The sequence below is a fragment of the Chromohalobacter marismortui genome (assembly GCF_004364315.1).
In the GTDB taxonomy this organism is placed as follows: Bacteria; Pseudomonadota; Gammaproteobacteria; order Pseudomonadales; family Halomonadaceae; genus Chromohalobacter; species Chromohalobacter marismortui.
Map to the genome: position 1 here is coordinate 393,652 of NZ_SOBR01000003.1, position 20,356 is coordinate 414,007.

General features: G+C 60.6%; 25 protein-coding genes. 14 read left to right on the top strand and 11 right to left on the bottom strand.

From position 1 onward, the window contains the following. Window positions 1–106: 106 nt before the first annotated feature. Window positions 107–1,282, bottom strand: a complete 1,176-nt coding sequence (gene zapE, locus C8E00_RS08430; RefSeq protein WP_133696851.1) for a cell division protein ZapE — start codon at window positions 1,280–1,282, stop codon at window positions 107–109. Window positions 1,283–1,477: 195 nt separating this feature from the next. On the opposite strand from zapE, the gene C8E00_RS08435 reads away from it, so the two are divergent. After that, on the top strand, window positions 1,478–1,933 hold the full coding sequence (locus C8E00_RS08435; protein ID WP_133696853.1) for a Z-ring associated ZapG family protein: 456 nt from the start codon (window positions 1,478–1,480) through the stop codon (window positions 1,931–1,933). Between the two features lie 100 nt (window positions 1,934–2,033). Here C8E00_RS08435 and C8E00_RS08440 read toward each other — a convergent pair whose 3' ends face one another. Further along, entirely contained in the window at window positions 2,034–2,792 is a 759-nt protein-coding gene (locus C8E00_RS08440; RefSeq protein ID WP_133696856.1) for a Nif3-like dinuclear metal center hexameric protein, read from the bottom strand. A gap of 102 nt (window positions 2,793–2,894) precedes the next feature. On the opposite strand from C8E00_RS08440, the gene C8E00_RS08445 reads away from it, so the two are divergent. Beyond that, a complete protein-coding gene (locus C8E00_RS08445) occupies window positions 2,895–4,169 on the top strand; it encodes a Do family serine endopeptidase (RefSeq protein WP_133696858.1) in 1,275 nt (424 codons plus the stop codon). 69 nt (window positions 4,170–4,238) lie between these two features. Here the strand turns inward: C8E00_RS08445 and hisD are convergent, their stop codons facing one another. The 9 genes from hisD to C8E00_RS08490 form a co-directional block, all read right to left on the bottom strand. Next, window positions 4,239–5,549: a histidinol dehydrogenase gene (gene hisD, locus C8E00_RS08450; protein WP_133696860.1), complete on the bottom strand. Its 1,311-nt coding sequence runs from the start codon at window positions 5,547–5,549 to the stop codon at window positions 4,239–4,241. Window positions 5,550–5,566: 17 nt separating this feature from the next. Next, window positions 5,567–6,220, bottom strand: a complete 654-nt coding sequence (gene hisG / locus C8E00_RS08455; protein WP_133696863.1) for an ATP phosphoribosyltransferase — start codon at window positions 6,218–6,220, stop codon at window positions 5,567–5,569. 64 nt (window positions 6,221–6,284) lie between these two features. Continuing rightward, window positions 6,285–7,547 carry a UDP-N-acetylglucosamine 1-carboxyvinyltransferase gene (gene murA / locus C8E00_RS08460; RefSeq protein WP_133696865.1) on the bottom strand — a complete coding sequence of 421 codons (1,263 nt, stop codon included), beginning with the start codon at window positions 7,545–7,547 and terminating at the stop codon, window positions 6,285–6,287. A gap of 12 nt (window positions 7,548–7,559) precedes the next feature. Further along, window positions 7,560–7,814: a BolA family protein gene (locus C8E00_RS08465; RefSeq protein WP_133696868.1), complete on the bottom strand. Its 255-nt coding sequence runs from the start codon at window positions 7,812–7,814 to the stop codon at window positions 7,560–7,562. Window positions 7,815–7,966: 152 nt separating this feature from the next. Then, on the bottom strand, window positions 7,967–8,320 hold the full coding sequence (locus C8E00_RS08470) for an STAS domain-containing protein (RefSeq protein ID WP_133696870.1): 354 nt from the start codon (window positions 8,318–8,320) through the stop codon (window positions 7,967–7,969). Further along, window positions 8,317–8,985: an MlaC/ttg2D family ABC transporter substrate-binding protein gene (locus C8E00_RS08475; protein WP_424948543.1), complete on the bottom strand. Its 669-nt coding sequence runs from the start codon at window positions 8,983–8,985 to the stop codon at window positions 8,317–8,319. The genes C8E00_RS08470 and C8E00_RS08475 overlap by 4 nt, the downstream gene beginning before the upstream one ends. Before the next feature lie 17 nt (window positions 8,986–9,002). Beyond that, window positions 9,003–9,467: an outer membrane lipid asymmetry maintenance protein MlaD gene (mlaD, locus tag C8E00_RS08480; protein ID WP_133696873.1), complete on the bottom strand. Its 465-nt coding sequence runs from the start codon at window positions 9,465–9,467 to the stop codon at window positions 9,003–9,005. Continuing rightward, a complete protein-coding gene (gene mlaE, locus C8E00_RS08485; protein WP_133696875.1) occupies window positions 9,464–10,246 on the bottom strand; it encodes a lipid asymmetry maintenance ABC transporter permease subunit MlaE in 783 nt (260 codons plus the stop codon). The genes mlaD and mlaE overlap by 4 nt, the downstream gene beginning before the upstream one ends. After that, complete coding sequence (locus C8E00_RS08490; RefSeq protein WP_133696877.1) at window positions 10,243–11,094, bottom strand: ATP-binding cassette domain-containing protein; 852 nt, start codon at window positions 11,092–11,094, stop codon at window positions 10,243–10,245. The genes mlaE and C8E00_RS08490 overlap by 4 nt, the downstream gene beginning before the upstream one ends. A 144-nt stretch (window positions 11,095–11,238) precedes the next feature. On the opposite strand from C8E00_RS08490, the gene C8E00_RS08495 reads away from it, so the two are divergent. The 12 genes from C8E00_RS08495 to mgtE all read left to right on the top strand — a co-directional run bounded on the left by C8E00_RS08495 (window position 11,239) and on the right by mgtE (window position 20,353). After that, window positions 11,239–12,219, top strand: coding sequence for a KpsF/GutQ family sugar-phosphate isomerase (locus C8E00_RS08495; RefSeq protein WP_133696879.1), 981 nt, complete (start codon window positions 11,239–11,241; stop codon window positions 12,217–12,219). Between the two features lie 8 nt (window positions 12,220–12,227). Further along, entirely contained in the window at window positions 12,228–12,770 is a 543-nt protein-coding gene (locus C8E00_RS08500) for a KdsC family phosphatase (protein ID WP_133696881.1), read from the top strand. An 8-nt stretch (window positions 12,771–12,778) separates the two neighbouring features. After that, complete coding sequence (gene lptC / locus C8E00_RS08505) at window positions 12,779–13,366, top strand: LPS export ABC transporter periplasmic protein LptC (RefSeq protein ID WP_133696883.1); 588 nt, start codon at window positions 12,779–12,781, stop codon at window positions 13,364–13,366. Then, window positions 13,363–13,887 carry a lipopolysaccharide transport periplasmic protein LptA gene (gene lptA, locus C8E00_RS08510; RefSeq protein WP_133696885.1) on the top strand — a complete coding sequence of 175 codons (525 nt, stop codon included), beginning with the start codon at window positions 13,363–13,365 and terminating at the stop codon, window positions 13,885–13,887. Before lptC ends, lptA begins: the two co-directional genes overlap by 4 nt. Window positions 13,888–13,932: 45 nt before the next feature. After that, window positions 13,933–14,658: an LPS export ABC transporter ATP-binding protein gene (gene lptB / locus C8E00_RS08515; RefSeq protein ID WP_133696888.1), complete on the top strand. Its 726-nt coding sequence runs from the start codon at window positions 13,933–13,935 to the stop codon at window positions 14,656–14,658. Between the two features lie 124 nt (window positions 14,659–14,782). After that, on the top strand, window positions 14,783–16,216 hold the full coding sequence (locus C8E00_RS08520; protein ID WP_133696890.1) for an RNA polymerase factor sigma-54: 1,434 nt from the start codon (window positions 14,783–14,785) through the stop codon (window positions 16,214–16,216). Between the two features lie 136 nt (window positions 16,217–16,352). Beyond that, window positions 16,353–16,661 carry a ribosome hibernation-promoting factor, HPF/YfiA family gene (gene hpf, locus C8E00_RS08525; RefSeq protein ID WP_133696892.1) on the top strand — a complete coding sequence of 103 codons (309 nt, stop codon included), beginning with the start codon at window positions 16,353–16,355 and terminating at the stop codon, window positions 16,659–16,661. Window positions 16,662–16,667: 6 nt separating this feature from the next. Continuing rightward, window positions 16,668–17,144, top strand: a complete 477-nt coding sequence (ptsN, locus tag C8E00_RS08530) for a PTS IIA-like nitrogen regulatory protein PtsN (protein ID WP_133696895.1) — start codon at window positions 16,668–16,670, stop codon at window positions 17,142–17,144. Between the two features lie 25 nt (window positions 17,145–17,169). Continuing rightward, on the top strand, window positions 17,170–18,066 hold the full coding sequence (rapZ, locus tag C8E00_RS08535; protein WP_133696897.1) for an RNase adapter RapZ: 897 nt from the start codon (window positions 17,170–17,172) through the stop codon (window positions 18,064–18,066). Next, complete coding sequence (locus tag C8E00_RS08540) at window positions 18,053–18,322, top strand: HPr family phosphocarrier protein (RefSeq protein ID WP_133696899.1); 270 nt, start codon at window positions 18,053–18,055, stop codon at window positions 18,320–18,322. The genes rapZ and C8E00_RS08540 overlap by 14 nt, the downstream gene beginning before the upstream one ends. Before the next feature lie 39 nt (window positions 18,323–18,361). Continuing rightward, window positions 18,362–18,907, top strand: a complete 546-nt coding sequence (locus C8E00_RS08545; RefSeq protein WP_133696902.1) for a BUD32 family EKC/KEOPS complex subunit — start codon at window positions 18,362–18,364, stop codon at window positions 18,905–18,907. Window positions 18,908–19,000: 93 nt separating this feature from the next. After that, the gene (gene mgtE / locus C8E00_RS08550; protein WP_133696904.1) at window positions 19,001–20,353 is read left to right on the top strand and encodes a magnesium transporter; all 1,353 of its coding nucleotides are present in this window, start codon (window positions 19,001–19,003) and stop codon (window positions 20,351–20,353) included. Window positions 20,354–20,356: the final 3 nt, after the last annotated feature.

The window sequence follows — 20,356 nt, forward strand, 5'->3', positions numbered from 1 at the left end:
TTTCTTGGTTGCCTCGTCCCGCAAGACGGACAACGTTAGAGCGAGCGCGCATTGTACATGACGTTTCTCCGACCACAAAGCACGATTTTGCGCTTAACGGCCATCCTCACGGCTTGTGCGGCAATGCCAGGTACTCCTTGGATTGCATTTCCTGCAAGCGAGACAACGTCCGCTCGAATTCGAACTCCAGCTGGCCATGGGTGTAAAGCGATTCGATGGCGACCTCGGCGGAGAGGAGCAGCTTGACACCGCGATCGTAGAACTCGTCGACCAGGTTGATGAAACGCCGCGCCAGATCTTCCGTCGCCCCACTCATCTGCGGCACATTGGAAACGAGCACGGTATGGAATTCCCGTGACAACTCGATGTAATCGTTCTGACTGCGAGGCCCATCGCAGAGTGTCTCGAACTCGAACCATACGACATCTTCATGTAGCCGACGAGGCTGCAGGACACGGTGATTGACGTGGATCTCGGCGTCCCTCTCGCCTTCGGCGCCCGCAATGGCATGAAAGCTGTCGTCCAGCGCACGGTCGGCGCTCTCACCCAGCGGATGATAGAAGATGTTCACTTGCTCCAATGCGCGCAACCGATAATCGACCCCCGAATCGACATTGACCACCTCGCAGTGCCGCTTGAGCAGATCGATGGCGGGAATGAAACGGGCACGCTGCAGACCATTCTTGTAGAGGTCGTCGGGCACGATATTGGACGTCGTGACCAGCACCACTCCCTGGGCAAACAACGCCTCGAGCAGGTTAGCGAGGATCATCGCATCGGTAATGTCCTTGACGAAGAACTCATCGAGACAAATCACCCTGGCTTCGGAGGCAAACTTGGCCGCGATCAGCGTCAGCGGGTTCTTCTCGCCCTTGTAATGCGTCAACTCATTGTGCACACGCTGCATGAAGCGATGGAAATGCGTGCGCATCTTGTCGGCAAACGGCAGGGTCTCGTAAAACGTATCCACCAAATAGGTCTTGCCACGCCCTACCCCTCCCCAGAAATACAATCCCAGCACCGCCGGCGGCGCATCGAAGGGAGAGGGGGCAGACTTCTTGGCAAACAACTTGGCGACCTTGGACTTGAGACCATCGCCACTTGCCGACGGGCCATTCGACGTTTGTCTTGGCGCGCTGACCAACTCGTCATAGAGCCGTTGCAAGTGCTTGACGGCTTCTTCCTGGCCGGGATCATATTGAAAATCGTCGCGCTGCAAATCCTGACGATATTTTTCCAAGGGCGTGCGTGCGCCCGCAGACGGCGGCATGGTGGCACTCATGGGGTCGAACTACACCTCGACTGATCGATGAAAGCTGCCATTATACGCGTCATCACGACGCTTGCATGGACTCACGCCGTGTGGCGCAGCCCTTTTGGGTTTGACCCGCCGCGCCAAGACATCGATATAATGGCTCGATACCAATATGCCAACGCATTGCATACCGCATGCCCCGTGACGACCAAGGAGAGCATTGTGAACGAGAGCAACATCGACTGGATTCTGGCCATCGCGTGCTTTCTGGCGGGCATCGGTATCGGTGCCCTCGGGTACCACCTGCTGAATGCCAATGTGGCGCGCAATCAGAAGGTGCGACAACGTCTGGCAGAAGCGGAACTGGAGCTCAGTCAAGTGAAGGATGCCCTGAACGACCACTTCGCCAAGGCGTCCGATTTGGTCACCAGCATTCAGCGCCAGAGCCATGAGCTCGAACAAGAGCTATCGCAAGGTGCCGACCGCCTCGTCGACGATCTGCAGCTCAAACGCCGCTTACACCCCCGCCAGGCGGACGAAGCGCAGGAGAATGAATCCGACCCTCCCCAGATGCCGCGCGATTATGCCGAAGGCACGAAAGGCACGCTTTCGGAAGATTATGGCCTCGAGCCACGCAAGCAGCGCGTCACCGAAGAAGAGGCGCCTCCGCGTTACTGACCTGCTCTCGGGCATCCGCCCTGCTCGATGCCTCCCCCATCACCCGACACGGGCGCCGACCGCTTTCAGAGTGGTCGGCGCTTTTTCTTTCCGGAAACGTTCAGGCGGGGTTGTCGATATCGACAAAACGGTGCGTGATCGCGAAACGCGACGCCAGCCAATCTCCCAGGGCCCGAACGCCATCGCGCTCGGTGGCGTGATGACCGGCCGCGACGTAGCTGACGCCCATCTCGCGCGCCATATGGGTCGTGCGCTCCGAGATTTCTCCCGAGACGAACGCATCGACACCCGCCTCGGCCGCCAACGGCAACATATCCTGAGCCCCACCGGTACACCACGCCACGCGTGCGATCGGCCGAGCATGACCTGCAACGACCAGCGGAGCACGCCCCAACCGGCGCTCGACATGCTCTGCAAAGGCGTCATGTGCCATCGACGTTGGCATGTCCCCATACCATAAGAGCCCCCGCCCGAGCGCGCCGTCGAGACAGCCTAGCGGCGTGAGGTCGAGACGCTCAGCAAGCTGCGCGTTGTTGCCCAGGGTCGCATGCGCATCCAACGGCAAATGGTATGCCGCCAGGTTGATGTCATGGGCCATCAACGTCGCCAGGCGACGGCGCTTCATGCCCGTGATCGCCACCGGTTCATTCTTCCAGAAATAGCCATGATGAACGAGCACGAGGTCGGCGTTCCAGGCCACGGCTTCATCGAGCAGCGCCTGATTGGCGGTGACGCCACTCAACACGCGTGACACGGAGTCACGCCCCTCCACTTGCAGGCCATTGAGGGTGTAGTCCTTGAAATCGCCGGGCTCCAGTTCGGACTCGATCGCGGCGATCAGTTCTTGTCGAGCACTCATGCGCGGCTCCAGACAGGCTAGGGATGCAATGTTACACTCGGCGCCATTGTAACGGCTGCCCGACGGGGCAGCGACTACCCGCTTGCCAACGAGGAATCGTACATGCGTCGCTCGCTGATGTCGCTTATCTGGCCCATCATCAGTGGCATATTGCTCGCCATCGTGCTGCTCAACGCCTTCCCCCGGTTGCTAGGCGAGCGCACCACCGACGATGCCGCCGCCCTCATCCCCGATACCGGTGCCGTACGCGCCATCGCCGAGCATACCGACACTGCCGAACACGCCCCGGAGGTCATCGAAGCGGCACCCTTGAACCGGTCCCAAGGCCCGACGAGCTACGCCAACGCAGTCGATAAAGCCGCCCCCGCCGTCGTCAACGTTTATTCATCCCGCATCATAGAACGTAGCAATCATCCGTTGATGTCCGACCCCTTCTTCGAGCAATTCTTCGGCAAGGACATGCCCCAACGCCAGCGCATGCTATCCAGCCTAGGCTCTGGCGTCATTGTCAGCCCCAAAGGGTATGTACTCACCAACAATCACGTCATTCGCAATGCCGATGAGATACAGGTCGCCCTCCGCGATGGCCGGGAAACGCTTGCCAAAGTCGTCGGCACCGACCCCGAAAGCGATCTCGCGGTCCTCAAGATTCCGGCCGAGGACTTGCCCGTCATCAAGCTCAGCGACTCCGAAAAAGTGGCGATTGGCGATGTCGCCTTGGCGATCGGCAACCCCTTCGGCATGGGCCAGACCGTCACCATGGGAATCATCAGTGCCACCGGGCGTGATCATCTCGGACTGAATGCCTATGAAGACTTCATTCAAACGGATGCGGCGATCAATCCAGGCAACTCCGGCGGCGCCCTGGTCAATGCCAAGGGCGCCCTGGTCGGCATCAATACCGCCATTTTCTCACGTTCGGGAGGCTCGCAAGGCATCGGCTTCGCCATTCCCGCCAACCTGGCCCACAAGGTGCTCAACCAGATCGTCGCGCATGGGCGTGTCATTCGCGGCTGGCTGGGCATCGATGTGCAAGCGATGACACCGACGCTAGCCGCCTCATTCGGCCTCAAAACGCTCAAAGGGGTGGTCATCGTCAGCGTGGTACCCGGCGGTCCCGGCGACAAGGCCAACTTACAACCCGGCGACATTCTGCTTTCTCTCGATGGCAAGACCATCGTCGACGCGCGCGAAACCATGGCCGACATTGCAGAAATCTCGCCGGGTACCAAGCTGCCCATCACGATCGTGCGCGGTGGGAAAAAACAACACGTCACGCTTACCGTGGGAGAACGTCCACAGCCCACTCCTGCGCAGCCGGCGTCATCCGGTAAAAGCACCTCACCTCAGACAGGCGCCTCACGCAACACACAATAGCCCCATCGGATATACCGGCGGGGCAAGTTGAAGACGCAGCTAACCCCGCTCAAAAGCACGCACTCTGATCTATTTCAAACGACTTTCCGCCGAACGCGCATGCGCCGTCAACGACTCGCCGCGCGCGAGCACAGACGCCGTGCGTCCCAATGTGGCCGCCCCCTGCGCCGAGCAGTGAATCAGCGATGAGCGCTTCTGAAAGTCGTAGACCCCCAAGGGAGAGGAAAAGCGTGCGGTACCCGAGGTCGGCAGGACATGGTTGGGACCGGCACAGTAGTCACCCAATGCTTCCGCCGTATAGCGACCCATGAAGATGGCGCCAGCGTGACGTACTCCCGCGGCCATAGACTCGGGATCGCCAACCGACAGTTCGAGATGCTCGGGCGCAATGCGGTTGACGATCGTCAGCACCTCATCGCGATCGCGACATTGGATCAAGGCCCCGCGTGACGCCAACGACTCGCGAATGATCGCCTCGCGTTCCATGGTAGGCAGCAAACGCTCGATCGCGGCTTGAACCGCATCCAGGTGGGTCGCGTCCCAGCCCACGAGAATCGCCTGTGCATCCTCATCGTGCTCGGCCTGCGAAAACAGGTCCAGGGCCAACCATTCGGGATCGGTCTCGCCATCGGTCACCACCAGAATTTCGGAAGGCCCGGCGATCATGTCGATGCCCACTTGACCGAAAACCGCGCGCTTGGCCGTGGCCACATAGATATTGCCGGGCCCGACCACCTTGTCGACGCGCGGGATGCTCTCGGTGCCATACGCCAGCGCCGCCACGGCCTGGGCGCCTCCCACGGTAAAGACGTAATCGACACCGGCCAGGTGAGCAGCAGCCAACACGAGCTCATTGAGTACGCCATCCGGCGTGGGCACCACCATGACGATTTCACGCACGCCGGCCACGTGCGCGGGAATGGCATTCATCAGCACTGATGAGGGGTAGGCTGCCTTGCCGCCCGGCACATAGATGCCGGCACGATCCAGCGGCGTGACCTTCTGGCCCAGCACACTGCCATCGGCCTCGGTGTACTGCCAGGACTCAGGTTTCTGGCGCTGATGATAGAGCCGAATGCGCTCGGCGGCGTGCGTCAGGGCCTCACGCTGCGCGTCCGGCAAGCTCTCGTAGGCCTGCTGCAGCCGCGCTGCACCCAGCGTCAATTCGCCGATGTCGCGCGCCTGCATGCGATCCAGACGATTGGTGTACTCCACCACCGCGGCGTCGCCTCGCGAGCGCACGGCATCGATGATCTCTTCGACACGCTCGGCTACCTGCTTGTCGGAGACACCTTCCCACGCCAACAGCGCATCCAGGCGCGTATCGAAATCGGCTTGAGTAGTGCTCAAGCGCGCTACGTTCACGGCATTGTCAGTCATCTTGCCCTCTCGTGTTCTTACGCCTGAGTCTCGCCACGCCGCACCGCGACCGCATGGCCTAGACGCTCGATCAATGGCTTGAGCCGATCATGCTTCATGGTCATCGACGCCTTGTTGACCACCAGTCGTGAGCTGACGTCATCGATCAACTCACGCGGTTCCATGCCATTGGCACGCAGCGTATTGCCAGTATCGACGATATCGACGATCTCGTCGGCCAGATTCATCAAGGGCGCCAGCTCCATGGCGCCATAGAGCTTGATCACTTCGGCCTGGATGCCCTGCTGGGCATAGTATCGACGCGCCACATTGACGAACTTGGTGGCCACGCGTCGCCGCGCATGCTTGGGTTGCGCCCCGACGACACCGGCGGTCATCAACTTGCAACGCGATATCTCCAGATCCAGAGGCTCATACAACCCCTCGGCGCCGTGCTCGAGCAAGGTATCCTTGCCGGCCACACCGACATCGGCGGCACCGAGCTGCACGTACGTGGGTACATCGACCGCGCGGATCACCACGAGCTTGACATCGGGCAGGTTGGTATCGAACAGCAACTTGCGGCTCTTGCCGAAGTCGTCCGCCGGTTCGATGCCTGCATCGGCCAACAGCGGGAGCGTTTCTTCCAGTATGCGCCCTTTGGACAGGGCCAGAATCAGTTGCTTTGACATGATGTTGGCACGTCTATTGAACTTGGCGTTCCACCATGGCGGAACGCGAGAATGAAACCGCCACTCAGCCCGGCACGCGACGGATCTTGGCACCAAGCAGTTGCAACTTCTCTTCGATGCACTCGTAACCGCGATCGATATGGTAGATACGATCCACCTGCGTTTCGCCTTCGGCCATCATCGCCGCGACCACCAAGCTCGCCGATGCCCGCAGGTCGGTGGCCATGACCGGCGCACCGGAGAGACGCTCGACGCCGGTAATCATCGCGGCGTTGCCTTCCAGCGCTATCCGCGCCCCCATGCGGTTGAGCTCTTGCACATGCATGAAGCGATTTTCGAAAATCGTCTCCACGACGGTGCCCGAGCCTTGGGCAATGCAATTGAGTGCGACGAACTGAGCCTGCATGTCGGTGGGAAACGCTGGATAGGGCGCCGTGCGCACATTGACGGCACGTGGGCGCCGTCCGCGCATGTCGAGCTCCAGCCAGCCATCGCCGACCTCGACGCGGGCACCGGCCTCATCGAGTTTGGCGAGCACGGATTCCAACGTATCGGCACGTGTATTGCGGATTCGAACATGGCCGCTGGTCGCCGCGGCCGCTACCAGGAAGGTGCCCGTTTCGATACGATCCGGCATCACATCGTAATGGCATCCGTGCAGGCGCGGCACGCCCTCGACCACGATCGTATCCGATCCGTGACCACGGATCCTGGCCCCCATGGCAATCAGGCACTCGGCCAGGTCCACCACTTCCGGCTCACGCGCCGCATTCTCGAGCACGGTGGTGCCCTCGGCCAGCGTCGCGGCCATCAGCAGGTTCTCGGTCCCGGTCACGGTCACGGTATCGAAGAAGATCGTGGCCCCTTTCAAGCGACCGGCACAGCGCGCTTGGACATAACCGCCGTCGACATGAATCTCGGCGCCCATGGCCTCGAGGCCGCGCAAGTGCAAATCGACCGGGCGTGAGCCGATCGCGCAGCCCCCCGGCAAGGACACATCGGCCGTGCCGAAGTGCGCCAGCAAAGGGCCGAGCACGAGGATCGACGCACGCATCTTCTTCACCAGCTCGTAAGGCGCATGGCAATGCGTCACCTGGGAGCCATCGAGCTGGATGCTCATCTTGTCGCCCATCACCGGCTCGACGCCCATGCGTCCGAGCAGCTCGAGCGTGGTGGTTATATCCTGTAAATGCGGCAAGTTGCCAATAGTCACCGGCTCGTCGGCCAACAGGGTCGCCGCCAGAATCGGCAAGGCAGAATTTTTCGCCCCGCTCGCCCAGACTTCACCGTCGAGCGGCCCATTCCCGGTAATGATCAATTTGTCCATGGAATTCCGTGCTTAGACGCCCACGTTTTCAGGAGCTGTCTCCCACTGAGACGGGGTGTAGGTCTTGATGCTGATGGCATGCAAGGCACCACTGGCGATTTCATCGGACAACGCCGAATAGATCATCTGTTGACGCTTGACGGGAGACAGGCCGTCAAAGACATCGCCGACGGCGACCACCTGGAAGTTACAGCCCTCACCTTGAATATAAAACTGGCAATCTTCGATGCGCGATTCGAGTAGGGCCTTGACGTCGCTGGGTTGCATGGGGCGCTGACTCCTGTTCTACGGCACGGCACGCATAACCTGCGCGGGTGCGTTATCAAGTCGGGATTTCGAACGGGCATGATAAAGAAAACGGACGCCGTTGGCGACGTCCGCTTTGTACACTGGCGCGTTGAGGGGCACGCCCATGCCTGTCATGACGCTCGTGAAGGCGCTCGTGCTTCATGGTCGGGCAGCAAGGGGCCCAACTCCGCCATGGTCGTCAAACGTACCAAGGGTGGCGACAGCGTCACGTGACGGATATGGATATCATGCGCCTGCGCGCTGCGCAGCCACTCGAGCAGGACACTGAGCACGGCACTGCTGGCGCAATCGACACCGGTCAGGTCAAACTCGACCTCGGTGTCACGCGGCAAGCCTAGCAACCATTCCCGGCCTTTGGCCGCCAGCGAGGCGGCGCTGTCGAAATCCGCTTCGCCGTCGACTTTCAGTGTCCGCTCATTGCACACTTCGAGTCGGGCGTCGGCGCGTTCGAGCAAGACAGTCATTGATCGCTGCCACCAGCCTCGAGCTCGTCGGTCGCCACTTGAGGTGCCCAACCATCGATGACCGCATCGATGTCGCGATTATTGTCACGCATGGCCTGATCGAACTGATTGCGGAACGTCAGCCCCAGGTTGATGCCATTGACAATGACATTGATCACACGCCACGCCCCTTCACGCTTGTGTAACGTGTACTCGACCGGGTACACCTCGCCATTGGTAGAAACCACTTCCATTTTAACGCTGGCCTGGTTTTCGTAACGCCGCTCATCGCTGCCTTCAAGAACGCGTATGTCGCGATAGTCGAACGTCACGAGTCCCTGTGCATAGGTATCGATGAGCGTGTCACGGAACACACCCACGAAGCGCGAGCGTTGCTCGGGCGTTGCAATACGGAAGTAACGTCCCATCACGCTAGCGGCGATGTAATGGAAGTCGGCAACATCGTCGAGGCTCGCGTCGACCAGCGACTCGAGCTCTTCCTCGTGCTTAGCGTAATAATCCTTGCGCCCTTCCAGCTTTTTCATTAACGCGGCGACGTTATCCTCGATCAGTTGCTGCGGATCCTGCTGGGCCTGCGCCGTCAGCGTAACGCACCACAAGCATGCCAACAGCAATATACAAAGGTACTTGAAACGCAAGGCTGCGCATTGCTTTGAACCCATCATCCTGAAGCCTCCTCGGCTCAATTGCCTGACATGTTCGACACGAACTGTTGGATCAATTCTTCCAGCACCAACGCCTGCTGTGTATCGCGAATAGTATCGCCATCCTTGAGCATGTCGGGGGAGCCCCCCACGCTCAAGCCGACATACTGCTCGCCCAGCAGTCCCGACGTGAGAATCGATGCCGTGCTGTCCCGCGGAATCTTGCCTTCGAGATTCTCGTCGATCTCCATGGTGACCTGGGCATCGAGCCACTTCGGATCAAGGCGTATACCACTCACCCGACCGACCGTCACACCGGCCATGGCCACCCGAGAGCCCGACTTGAGCCCTCCCACATTGGCGAAATTGGCCTGCAGCGTGTACGTATCTTGCGGCATGCCGAAACCGAGGCCGCTGACCCGCAGGCCGAGAAACACCATGCCCAGAATGCCGGCCAGGACGAACAGCCCCACGCCGAGTTCCATCATCTTGCTGCGCTTCATCCGAGTTCTCCAAACATCAGCGCGGTCAGCACGAAATCCAGTCCGAGCACCGCCAGGGAGGAATAGACCACCGTACGGGTCGTGGCCCGCGAGATACCTTCCGACGTGGGGGTCAAATCATAGCCCTGAAAAACCGCGATCCAGGTGACCACGAGGCCAAACACCACGCTCTTGAGCATGCCGTTGAGAATGTCGTCGACGAACGTGACGTTGCTCTGCATGTTGCTCCAATAGGAACCGTCGAATACACCCAGCCACTGAACGCCGACCAGATACCCGCCCCAGATACCGACGACACTGAAGCCCACGGCCAGCAGCGGCATCGAAACGAAGCCGGCCCACAGGCGTGGCGCCACGATGCGCCGCAAGGGATCGACACCGATCATCTCCATGCTGGTCAATTGTTCGGTCGCCTTCATCAAACCGATCTCGGCGGTCAATGCCGACCCGGCACGCCCCGCGAACAGCAATGCCGTGACCACCGGGCCCAACTCTCGCAACAGCGACAAGGCTACCATCTGCCCGAGCGCATCCTCCGCACCGAAACCGACCAGAATAGTGAAGCCCTGCAAGCCCAGCACCATGCCGATGAAAAGCCCCGAGACCAGCACGATCGCCAGCGACATGACGCCGATGAAATGCATTTGTCTCAACCAGAGATGCCACCCCTCACGCGAGGGAACGGCCAACGCTGCCTGCACCAGGAACATCGCCGCCCGGCCCAATGCGCTCAATGTCTCGAGCGTCCCCCGGCCGAGCGACATGATAGACCGAATCATCGCCCTCCCCCCTTGACGGCCAGAATATCGCGATAAAAATCAGGCGCCGGATAATGAAACGGCACCGGGCCATCGGGCTCGCCATGCACGAATTGCTTGACGCGCGCGTCACTATCGACATCCAGCGTCTGCGGCGTGCCGTGCGCCATGACCTGGCCATCGGCGATGATATACACGTAATCCGCGATGGACAGCGTTTCCTTGATATCGTGCGACACGATGACCGCCGTCAGCCCCAGCGCTTGATTGACCGTCTTGACCAACTGCACCAGCACGCCCATGGAAATCGGATCCTGGCCGACGAAAGGTTCATCGTAGAGCACCAGCTCGGGGTCGAGCGCCACGGCACGTGCCAGCGCCACACGCCGGGCCATGCCGCCGGAGAGCTCCGCCGGCGACAAACTGCGCGCGCCGCGCAAGCCTACCGCTTGCAGCTTCATCAGCACGATATCCCGCACCATGGCTTCCGGCAGATCGGTGTGCACACGTAGCGGAAACGCCACATTCTCGAAAACGCTCAAGTCCGAAAACAGCGCGCCACTCTGGAACAGCATGCCCATGCGCCGACGCATGCGAAACAACGCACGACGGGACAGTCGATGCACATCTTCTCCGTCGATGCACACACGCCCGGCATCCGGCACCAACTGCCCACCGATCAATTTGAGCAGCGTGGTCTTACCCGTACCACTGGGGCCCATGATCGCGGTAATCTTGCCTTTGGGAATACTCAGGTCGACGCCACGAAAGATATCATTCTCGCCACGCGAGAAATGCAATCCCTCGACATCGACCAGGGTCGTGTCAGTCACGTAACGTTCACCCACGTCTCGATAATTATCGAACATCGTATCCTAACTCTAGCGATCACCGCCAGCCTCGCCTTGCAACACGCTCGTCGAGTGCGTTTAATGAGCGCCCCAATTGACTCGCCGCTCACCGGGCATCGGCGAGGCTTGAGCCCAAGGCCGCGAAGGGCAACAATCACCATCATGAACACCGTTACCGAGCAAGATTATCGAGCCAGCGCGCGACGCACGCTGACACTCGAATCACACGCCATCGCTGCATTGATCGAACGCCTCGATGCCGCCTTCGACCATGCCTGCCAGTTGCTGCTGCAATGCGAGGGCCGCGTCGTCGTCACCGGCATGGGCAAATCCGGGCATATCGCCCGCAAGATCGCCGCCACGCTTGCCAGCACCGGCACACCGGCTTTTTTCGTCCATCCCGGCGAGGCCAGCCACGGCGACCTGGGCATGATCACCTCGCGAGACGTGGTGCTGGCGCTCTCCAACTCAGGTGAAACCGCCGAAGTCACGGCACTGTTACCCCTTCTGAAACGCATGGGAACGCCCCTGGTCAGCATGACCGGGCGCCCCGGCTCAAGCCTGGCATGTCACGCCGAAGCGCATCTGGACACCGCCGTCGCCCGGGAGGCGTGCCCACTCGATCTCGCACCGACCACATCGACGACCGCCGCGCTGGCCATGGGCGATGCCTTGGCAGTCGCATTGCTGGAGGCACGTGGCTTCACCGCAGAGGATTTTGCCTTGTCGCATCCCGGCGGTAGCCTGGGGCGACGCCTACTGCTCAAGGTCGAAGACCTCATGCATCACGGCGAACGCCTGCCGCGTGTCGCGCTGGGCAGTCCGCTACGCGATGCCTTGCTGGAAATCACTCGCCAGGGACTCGGCTTTACCTGCGTCATCGATGAAACCGGTCACCTGGCCGGCATCTACACCGATGGTGACCTGCGGCGCACCCTCGACCGTCACGACGACCTGCACCATCTGCGTGTCGATGACGTCATGACGCATGGCGGCAAAACCATTCGGCCGTCGCTGCTCGCCGCCGAGGCCGTCAAAATCATGGAAGACAACCGCATCACGGCACTCGCCGTGGTCGACGACGAAGGCCGCCCGGTCGGAGCGTTGCATATGCACGACCTACTGGCCAGCGGTGTCATTTGAGGCCCCCTATGACGCACTCCGCCAATTGGCATGAAAAGGCACGGCGCATCCGTTTACTGGCGCTGGATGTAGACGGCGTCCTCACCGATGGCACGCTGCACTTTCACAGCGATGGACAGGAAACCAAAAGCTTCAACATTCTCGACGGCCTCGGCATCAAGCTACTGCAGCAAGGCGGTGTCGACGTGGCATTGATCACCGGGCGCGAATCCCCCATGGTCAGCCGACGCGCCGAGGCACTGGGCATCGCCCACGTCTTGCAAGGCCGCGAGGATAAACTCGTGGCGCTCAATGCCCTATGCGAACAACTCGCCCTACCGCTGGCATCAGTCGCCTACTGCGGTGATGACTTACCGGATCTGGCCGCGATTCGCGCTGCGGGGCTCGGCCTGAGCGTGAGCAACGCACCGGCCTATGTGCGCGAGTACGCTGACTGGATCCCTTCGCGTCCAGGCGGTCAAGGCGCGGTACGCGACATCTGTGACGCCTTGCTGACCTGCCAGGGACGCTGGGACGCCAGCCTGGCACCGTACCTTGACGATCTAGAGTGAGCCCCACCATGCCGACTTTCTTCTCTTCTCGTAAATGGACACGCATCGCGCTGTTGCTGGTCCTCATCGTGCTCGGCATAGGCTTGGCGATCGTCGAACAGCGCAACACGCCGTCGCCAGGCCCCGTCCCTAGCGACTCTGCCGGTGAGCCGGATTATTACCTCGAAGGCGTCACCATGACGCGCTTCAATAAGCAAGGCATTGCTCACCAAACACTGACATCGCCACGCCTCGTGCACACGCCTGCCGACGATGTCATTCGCGCCACGTCACCGGACGCCACGATACGTGACGAAGCAGGCCGCCAATGGAATATTACAGGCGACAAGGGACGCCTCGGGCCGCAGCGCGATCTGCTCACCCTGACCGGCAACGCCCAACTCGTGCAACCCGAGCAGGGCTGGCGTCTCAACACCGACGTACTGCATTACCAATCCAGCGATGGCCACGCCTGGAGTGACAGCGAGGCCGTGTTGCGGCAGCATGAGCAACGCGTGCGCGGCAATCGCTTCGATGCCTGGATCGACACCGATCAAGCACGTCTCAGCGGTGATGTGCGAGGCCACCACCCACAGCTTGCCGAGGACGAATCATGATGACACGACCACTGACGACGGCACTGGTCTGCGCCGCGCTGGGACTCGCCAGCCACACGGCGCTCGCACTGGAAAGCGATGCCAATCAACCCATCGAGATCGCCGCCGACCGACTGGATCTCGACGACCAGGCCGGTACCGCGGTCTATACCGGCGATGTCGACATGCAGCAAGGCAGCATGCAATTGACCGCCGTGCGCGTAGAAATCGAACGCAATGCGCAAGGCGAGGTGTCCACCGTCACGGCCCATGGTAGTGATAGTGAACGCGCCTATCTCGAACAGAAGCCCGCCCCCGACGAACCCGTCGCCAAGGGCTGGGGCGATACCGTGATCTACCATGCCGCCGAGCGGCGCGTGGAACTCATCGATAATGCCGAGCTTCATCAAGCCGGGGACACCTTCAATGGCGCCTATGTCGAATATTTTCTCGACCGCCAGCAGGTGCATGCCCGCTCCGACGATGACGGCAAGGGCGATCAACGCGTGCGCATGACGCTGACGCCTCGCAATAACCAGTGACATCGCCATGATTCTTCTACCCAAGCCAGGCAGGATCCGACACCCATGAAGACCCTGAGCGCCGCCAACCTCGCAAAGAGCTACAAGGGCCGCCGCGTGGTGCATGACATCAGCCTGACCATACGCCAGGGCAGCATCGTCGGCCTGCTCGGCCCCAACGGTGCCGGCAAGACCACCTCGTTCTACATGATCGTCGGGCTGGTCGGCGCCGACGCCGGCAGCGTGCATATCGACGAACGCAACCTGTCGCACGCCGCCATGCACGAACGTGCCCGCGCCGGCATCGGCTACCTTCCCCAAGAAGCCTCGATCTTTCGCAAGCTCTCGGTCGCCGACAACATCATGGCGATTCTCGAAACGCGCCGCGATCTCGACAAGGCCGCGCGCAAGGCGCAACTCGAGCGCCTCCTCGAGGAGTTTCATGTCACCCACATCCGCGACAACCCCGGCATGAGTCTCTCCGGGGGGGAACGGCGTCGCGTGGAGATCGCTCGGGCGCTGGCCACCGAACCCGCTTTCATCCTGCTCGACGAGCCCTTTGCCGGGGTTGATCCAATTTCCGTCGGCGAGATCAAGAGCATCATTCGCCAGCTACGAGATCGCGATATCGGCGTCTTGATCACCGACCACAACGTGCGTGAAACCCTGGACATCTGTGACAACGCCTATATCGTCGGCAACGGGCAGATCATCGCCGAAGGGCATGCCGACGCCATCCTGGCCAACCAGAAAGTACGCGACGTCTATCTCGGGCATGAGTTCCGACTGTAAGCGCAAGCTATTGGCATCGCTCATCGCTCATATAAATGGCATGGTTGTTGCTTCCATTCTTGCAAGTGGCATCGTTGCGGGATAACGTACGGGCACCGTTTCAGGAAGCGACGATCGATTCTCCATGTCCATGAAACCCACGCTGCAGCTTCGTGTCGGCGCCCAGCTGACGATGACGCCTCAATTACAGCAAGCCATCCAGCTCCTGCAGTTGTCGACGCTGGACTTGCGCCAGGAGATTCAGCAGGCGCTGGACTCCAATCCCATGCTGGAACTCGAGGAAAGCTTCGACGAACGCGAGGTCAGCGAATCTCCGCAGGAAGATGACTGGACGGACGACATTCCCGAGAACCTGTCGCTGGATAGCGAATGGAGCGACACGTATCAGGATGCCGGCGCCTCGCCGTCGGGTAAGGGCAGTGGCAGCGAAGAAGGCCCCGACATAGAGCGCAATGTCGCGCATACCAGCCTGCATGACCACCTGGCCTGGCAGCTCGCCATGGCGGACATGACCCCGCGCGAGCATGACATCGCCGAGAGCCTGATCGATGCCGTGGGCACCGATGGTTACCTCACGCTCTCGCTCGACGAACTGGTCGACGGTCTTCGCGGTCAAGGCCTCGCCGGGCTCAAGATCGGCGATGTCGAGCACGTCATGATGCGCGTGCAGCAGTTCGATCCTACCGGGGTCGGTGCTCGCGATCTACGCGAATGCCTATTGCTTCAACTCGGCGCCCTCCCCGAGGACATGCCTCTGCTGACTCAGGCCAAGCGTCTGGTGCGCCAGTTTCTAGACGCCCTGGCCGGCAACGATCGCAAGTTGCTCAAGCGACGCCTGCGCCTCGACGACGAGGAGCTCGATCATGTCATCGCACTCGTGCGCACGCTCGATCCACGCCCCGGCCTCGCCTTCGAGGACAACAGCAACGACTATGTCATTCCCGATCTGATCGCACGCCGCATTCGAGGCGACTGGCGCATCGAGCTCAATCCCGACGCGCTGCCTCGGGTGCGCATCCAGCCGGATTACGCCGCGCTCATCAAACGTGCCGACAAGAGCGACGACAACACCTTCCTCAAGCAACACCTGCAGGAAGCCAAGTGGTTGCTCAAGAGTCTCTCGAGCCGAAACGACACCTTGCTGCGTGTGGGCCAGGAGATCATGGCACGCCAACTGGACTTCCTCGAACATGGCGAGGAAGCCATGAAACCGCTGATTCTGGCCGATATCGCCAGTGCCGTGGACATGCACGAGTCGACCATTTCCCGTGTCACGACACAGAAATTCATCCATACGCCACGCGGTGTCTTCGAGCTCAAGTATTTCTTCTCCAGCCACGTCGGTGGGCAAGGCGAAACCGACGCGCACTCCAGCACGGCGATTCGTGCACGCTTGAAGAAACTGATCGGTGACGAGCCACCGCGCAAACCCTTGTCCGATAGCAAACTCGTCGATCTGCTGGCCCAGGATGGCATCCAGGTGGCACGCCGCACCGTCGCCAAGTACCGCGAAGCAATGGGCATTCCCCCTTCCAGCGAGCGCAAGCGACTCGCCTGAAAGTGGGCGAGTTGCGCACAGTTGCCACGCTGCGTAGACTCGCCACGGCCGTCGTCAGCCAGCGCTCGCTCAGGGCTATGCAGCGCTCTAAAAAGGGTTACAATCGAAGAGCCAACCGATGGAATAGGAGCGTGCCATGCAAGCCAATATCACCGGTCACCACATCGAACTGACCGATGCCCTACGCGACTACGTCAATGAAAAGCTCGCGCGTCTGGAACGTCACTATGACAACATCACCACCGTCCAGGTCACGTTATCCATCGAGAAAGAACGTCACTTGGCCGCATGCACGCTTCATGTCGCAGGCGCGGACCTTCACGCCGATGCGCAAAGCGACGATATGTACGCCGCTATTGATGCCCTAGCCGACAAGCTCGATCGCCAACTCGTCAAACACAAGGAAAAGGTGCAGGCACGCGCTCAGGGCGCCGGTGCCCGTTAATCCGCCATGACATTGGAAAGCATCCTACCCCCCGAGCGAGCACTCTTCGGCGTCGCCGGGGGGAGCAAAAAGCGTGTGCTGGAGTTTTTCAGCACGTTCATCGCACAGAACACGCCAAGCCTCGACAGCCAGGAAGTCTTCGGGCGTCTCATCGGTCGAGAGCGCCTGGGCAGTACCGGCGTCGGTAATGGTGTCGCCATTCCGCATGCCCGCAACCCCCACTGCAAAGAGCCGATCGCCGGCTTTCTACGTCTTCAAGAACCCATCGACTTCGATGCCACCGATGGCGATCCCGTCGATCTGATATTCGTCCTGCTGGTACCGGAAGAAGCCGACGACGCGCACTTGTCATTGCTCGCTCAAGTTGCCGCCATCATGAATGACAGCGGCATCCGCGCCAATCTTCGCCAGGCGCAGACCCAGCGACAGCTTTACGATGCCTTGATCGAAGCCATCCGCCAGCACGACTCCAACGCAAATTGATACGCGCGTAAATCAAGGGGCGCCCATGCAGCTTGTGATCATCAGCGGCCGTTCCGGCTCAGGCAAATCGATTGCCCTGCAAGCACTCGAGGATCTCGGTTACTATGCGATCGATAACCTGCCGGCCAGTCTCATGGCACCCCTGATCGACGAGTTGCGTGAGGGACCGCCGTCACGTACCCATATCGCGGTCAGTATCGACGCACGCAATCTTCCAGATGCGCTGAGACGCTTTCCCGTACTGCTCGAGGAGATCCGCGCCCGTGGCATTCAATGCCAGGTGGTCTATTTAACCGCCGACTCGCGCATCCTGCTGGAGCGATACTCGGCAACGCGGCGGCGTCACCCGCTGACGCGTAGCAGTGAAATGACGCTTGCCGAAGCCATCGAACAGGAGCAGTCCTACCTCTCTTCGATTCGCGATATCGCCGATCTGGTCATCGACACCTCCAACCTATCGGTGCATGAGCTGCGCGGCCGCATCGCCGAACAGGTGGCACGCCATAGCGGTCGACATCTCACCTTGACGTTCGAGTCATTCGGCTACAAACACGGCGTCCCACTGGATGCCGACATGGTCTTCGATGCCCGCTGCCTGCCCAACCCCTACTGGGACCCTCAGTTGCGTGGATTCGATGGGCGCGATACGCAAATCGTCGCATTTCTCGAAGCCTATCCCGACGTCGGGGCCATGGTCGACGACATCCGTCAGTGGCTGGAACGTTGGCTGCCCGCCTATGTGGCCACCCATCGCAGCTACCTGACCGTGGCCATCGGTTGTACCGGCGGTCAGCACCGCTCTGTCTACCTGATCGAAGGACTGGCCCGGCATTTCGCGACGCAAATGAGCGGGGTGCGTCTGCGCCATCGCGAACTAGGGGTACAGGCGGCGTTGCCGGAGAATGGCGATGCCGCAACGTAGGCTGCAGCTCATCAACAAGCGGGGACTCCACGCACGCGCCGCGACCAAGCTCGTCCAGTGCTGCCAGTCTTACACCTCGCGGGTGAGCGTTTTCCATGGTCAACGTGAAGCAGACGCCGCCAATATCATGTCGCTGCTCATGCTGGCAGCTCCCTGCGGGACCGAACTCGACATTCAGGCCGAGGGGGATGATGCCGACGACGTGCTCGAGGCCCTCGCCGCCCTGTTCGAGTCACGCTTCGAGGAAGATGTGTGACCCTTCTCCCACTTTGACGCCCCGAGCCATGAAAACGGTATGCAATTCATCCAGCAAAGCAAGTACTCAACGGTTTATTACGATCCGCACGACGATACATTCATAAAGACGTTCCAGCCCAAACTGATCGATCATCTGCGTTACTCACTCGGTATACGCCCACATCCTGGCCACAACTTCGCCAAGATTGCGGCCAAGCTGCAGACACTCGGTATCGCCACCCCGTCGATCGTCATAGCGAAAAAGCGCTATCTGGTTACCAGCAACGTTCGGGGCGTTGCGCTCAAGACGCGCATTCTCGATTCCCCCGACTTGCAGGCGCGTTACCTCGATATACTGGCAACGTATTATCACCACGACATTCATTGCCGCGGCCTTCACACAGATAACTTCTTGGTCAGAGACAATGTCATTTACGCCATCGATCTCGATGCCTATAAGGCACCGACATTCTTCAAGTATTCAAAACGCGAGTTCCTGGAATGTCTGCAACGCTCCTTAAAGGGGGATGAAGCATTTCTATTCGATCGGCTACTGAAAAGGCTGGCACTCGATGAGGACTACCAGCCACTATCGAAGCATTAAGCGTTGCAGCATTAACGAACGGTGTTCGTGCTTGTCTGACGTGATGCTAGAATGGCATCTCGCCCTAGGATCGACCAAGGATGCCGATTCCCCATGAGCCCCAATCACAAGCAATTGCAACCTCGCCTGGACCGACTCAGCGATGCCCTGGAAAGTGGTGCGCTGGACCAGGCTCGCCGCATGCTCAATCGCGGCTTGGCGCCGGTCGATGTCGCGCATCTCCTAGAGTCGACACCGCCGCGTGAGCGCAATGTGCTCTGGGAACTGGTCGAGCCCGACCTGCAAGGCGAAGTACTGCAGTATCTGGGCGACGATATACAAAGCGAGTTTCTGAGCCGCATGGATGCCGAGCAGCTCGTCTCGGCGACCGAGGGGCTCGACGTCGACGACCTCGCCGACTTGCTGCAACGTTTGCCCAACACGGTCATTCACGAAGTTCTGCAAGCCATGGAGGCGCAGGAGCGCCAGCGCATCGAGACCGTACTGTCCTATCCCGAGGACACGGCGGGCGGCTTGATGAACACCGATACCATCACCATTCGCCCGGATATCACCCTGGACGTGGTGCTGCGTTATCTACGCCGACACGAAAAGCTGCCCGACTCCACCGATACGCTACTCGTCGTCACCCGCCGCGATGAATTGATCGGTACGCTCCCGCTCAATTTGTTGCTGGTCTCCGATCCCTCGATCCTGGTGCGCGAGGTCATGAATACCGACTTCCCCTCGGTGCAGGCCACGGCCGCGGACACCGAAGTCGCCAGCCTGTTCGAGAAATTCGACCTGATCTCTGCGCCGGTGATAAGCACTGACGGCGCCTTGCTGGGGCGTATCACCATCGACGACGTCGTCGACGTGATTCGCGAGGATGCCGAACACCAGGTCATGAGCATGGCCGGGCTCGATGAAGACGAGGACACCTTCGCGCCGGCGTGGCGCACCGGGCGTCGACGCGCCGTGTGGCTGGGCATCAACCTGATCGCGGCGACCATCGTATCGTTCGCTATCGGCATCTTCGAATCGACCATTCAGCAAATCACCGCGCTGGCGGTGTTGATGCCCATCGTCTCCAGCATGGGCGGTATCGCCGGGTCGCAGACGCTAACGGTGCTGATTCGTGGGATTGCCCTGGGACACGTCGGCGGGGCCAACGTGCAGTGGCTACTGGTCCGCGAAATGCTCTCGGGGATGATGAACGGTGTGCTCTGGGCCGTGATCGTCGCGCTGGTCGCCATCGTGCGCTTCGACGACTACAAACTCGGCGGCATCATCGCCCTGGCGATGGTCATCAACCTCACCGTCGCCGCGCTGGCCGGCACCCTGATTCCCGTGCTGCTCAAGCGCCTCAAGATCGATCCAGCGCTTTCGGGAGGCGTGCTGCTGACGACGATCACCGACGTCGTCGGCTTCGTCGCATTCCTGGGGCTCGCCGCCGCGCTTTATTGAAAC

Bases quoted from the DNA above. Each gene is read 5' to 3' on its own strand.
- zapE (WP_133696851.1), bottom strand. From the start codon at position 1,282: ATGAGTGCCACCATGCCGCCGTCTGCGGGCGCACGCACGCCCTTGGAA.
- C8E00_RS08440 (WP_133696856.1), bottom strand. From the start codon at position 2,792: ATGAGTGCTCGACAAGAACTGATCGCCGCGATCGAGTCCGAACTGGAG.
- C8E00_RS08445 (WP_133696858.1), top strand. From the start codon at position 2,895: ATGCGTCGCTCGCTGATGTCGCTTATCTGGCCCATCATCAGTGGCATA.
- hisD (WP_133696860.1), bottom strand. From the start codon at position 5,549: ATGACTGACAATGCCGTGAACGTAGCGCGCTTGAGCACTACTCAAGCC.
- hisG (WP_133696863.1), bottom strand. From the start codon at position 6,220: ATGTCAAAGCAACTGATTCTGGCCCTGTCCAAAGGGCGCATACTGGAA.
- murA (WP_133696865.1), bottom strand. From the start codon at position 7,547: ATGGACAAATTGATCATTACCGGGAATGGGCCGCTCGACGGTGAAGTC.
- C8E00_RS08465 (WP_133696868.1), bottom strand. From the start codon at position 7,814: ATGCAACCCAGCGACGTCAAGGCCCTACTCGAATCGCGCATCGAAGAT.
- C8E00_RS08470 (WP_133696870.1), bottom strand. From the start codon at position 8,320: ATGACTGTCTTGCTCGAACGCGCCGACGCCCGACTCGAAGTGTGCAAT.
- C8E00_RS08475 (WP_424948543.1), bottom strand. From the start codon at position 8,985: ATGATGGGTTCAAAGCAATGCGCAGCCTTGCGTTTCAAGTACCTTTGT.
- mlaD (WP_133696873.1), bottom strand. From the start codon at position 9,467: ATGAAGCGCAGCAAGATGATGGAACTCGGCGTGGGGCTGTTCGTCCTG.
- mlaE (WP_133696875.1), bottom strand. From the start codon at position 10,246: ATGATTCGGTCTATCATGTCGCTCGGCCGGGGGACGCTCGAGACATTG.
- C8E00_RS08490 (WP_133696877.1), bottom strand. From the start codon at position 11,094: ATGTTCGATAATTATCGAGACGTGGGTGAACGTTACGTGACTGACACG.
- C8E00_RS08495 (WP_133696879.1), top strand. From the start codon at position 11,239: ATGAACACCGTTACCGAGCAAGATTATCGAGCCAGCGCGCGACGCACG.
- C8E00_RS08500 (WP_133696881.1), top strand. From the start codon at position 12,228: ATGACGCACTCCGCCAATTGGCATGAAAAGGCACGGCGCATCCGTTTA.
- lptC (WP_133696883.1), top strand. From the start codon at position 12,779: ATGCCGACTTTCTTCTCTTCTCGTAAATGGACACGCATCGCGCTGTTG.
- lptA (WP_133696885.1), top strand. From the start codon at position 13,363: ATGATGACACGACCACTGACGACGGCACTGGTCTGCGCCGCGCTGGGA.
- lptB (WP_133696888.1), top strand. From the start codon at position 13,933: ATGAAGACCCTGAGCGCCGCCAACCTCGCAAAGAGCTACAAGGGCCGC.
- C8E00_RS08520 (WP_133696890.1), top strand. From the start codon at position 14,783: ATGTCCATGAAACCCACGCTGCAGCTTCGTGTCGGCGCCCAGCTGACG.
- hpf (WP_133696892.1), top strand. From the start codon at position 16,353: ATGCAAGCCAATATCACCGGTCACCACATCGAACTGACCGATGCCCTA.
- ptsN (WP_133696895.1), top strand. From the start codon at position 16,668: ATGACATTGGAAAGCATCCTACCCCCCGAGCGAGCACTCTTCGGCGTC.
- rapZ (WP_133696897.1), top strand. From the start codon at position 17,170: ATGCAGCTTGTGATCATCAGCGGCCGTTCCGGCTCAGGCAAATCGATT.
- C8E00_RS08540 (WP_133696899.1), top strand. From the start codon at position 18,053: ATGCCGCAACGTAGGCTGCAGCTCATCAACAAGCGGGGACTCCACGCA.
- C8E00_RS08545 (WP_133696902.1), top strand. From the start codon at position 18,362: ATGCAATTCATCCAGCAAAGCAAGTACTCAACGGTTTATTACGATCCG.
- mgtE (WP_133696904.1), top strand. From the start codon at position 19,001: ATGAGCCCCAATCACAAGCAATTGCAACCTCGCCTGGACCGACTCAGC.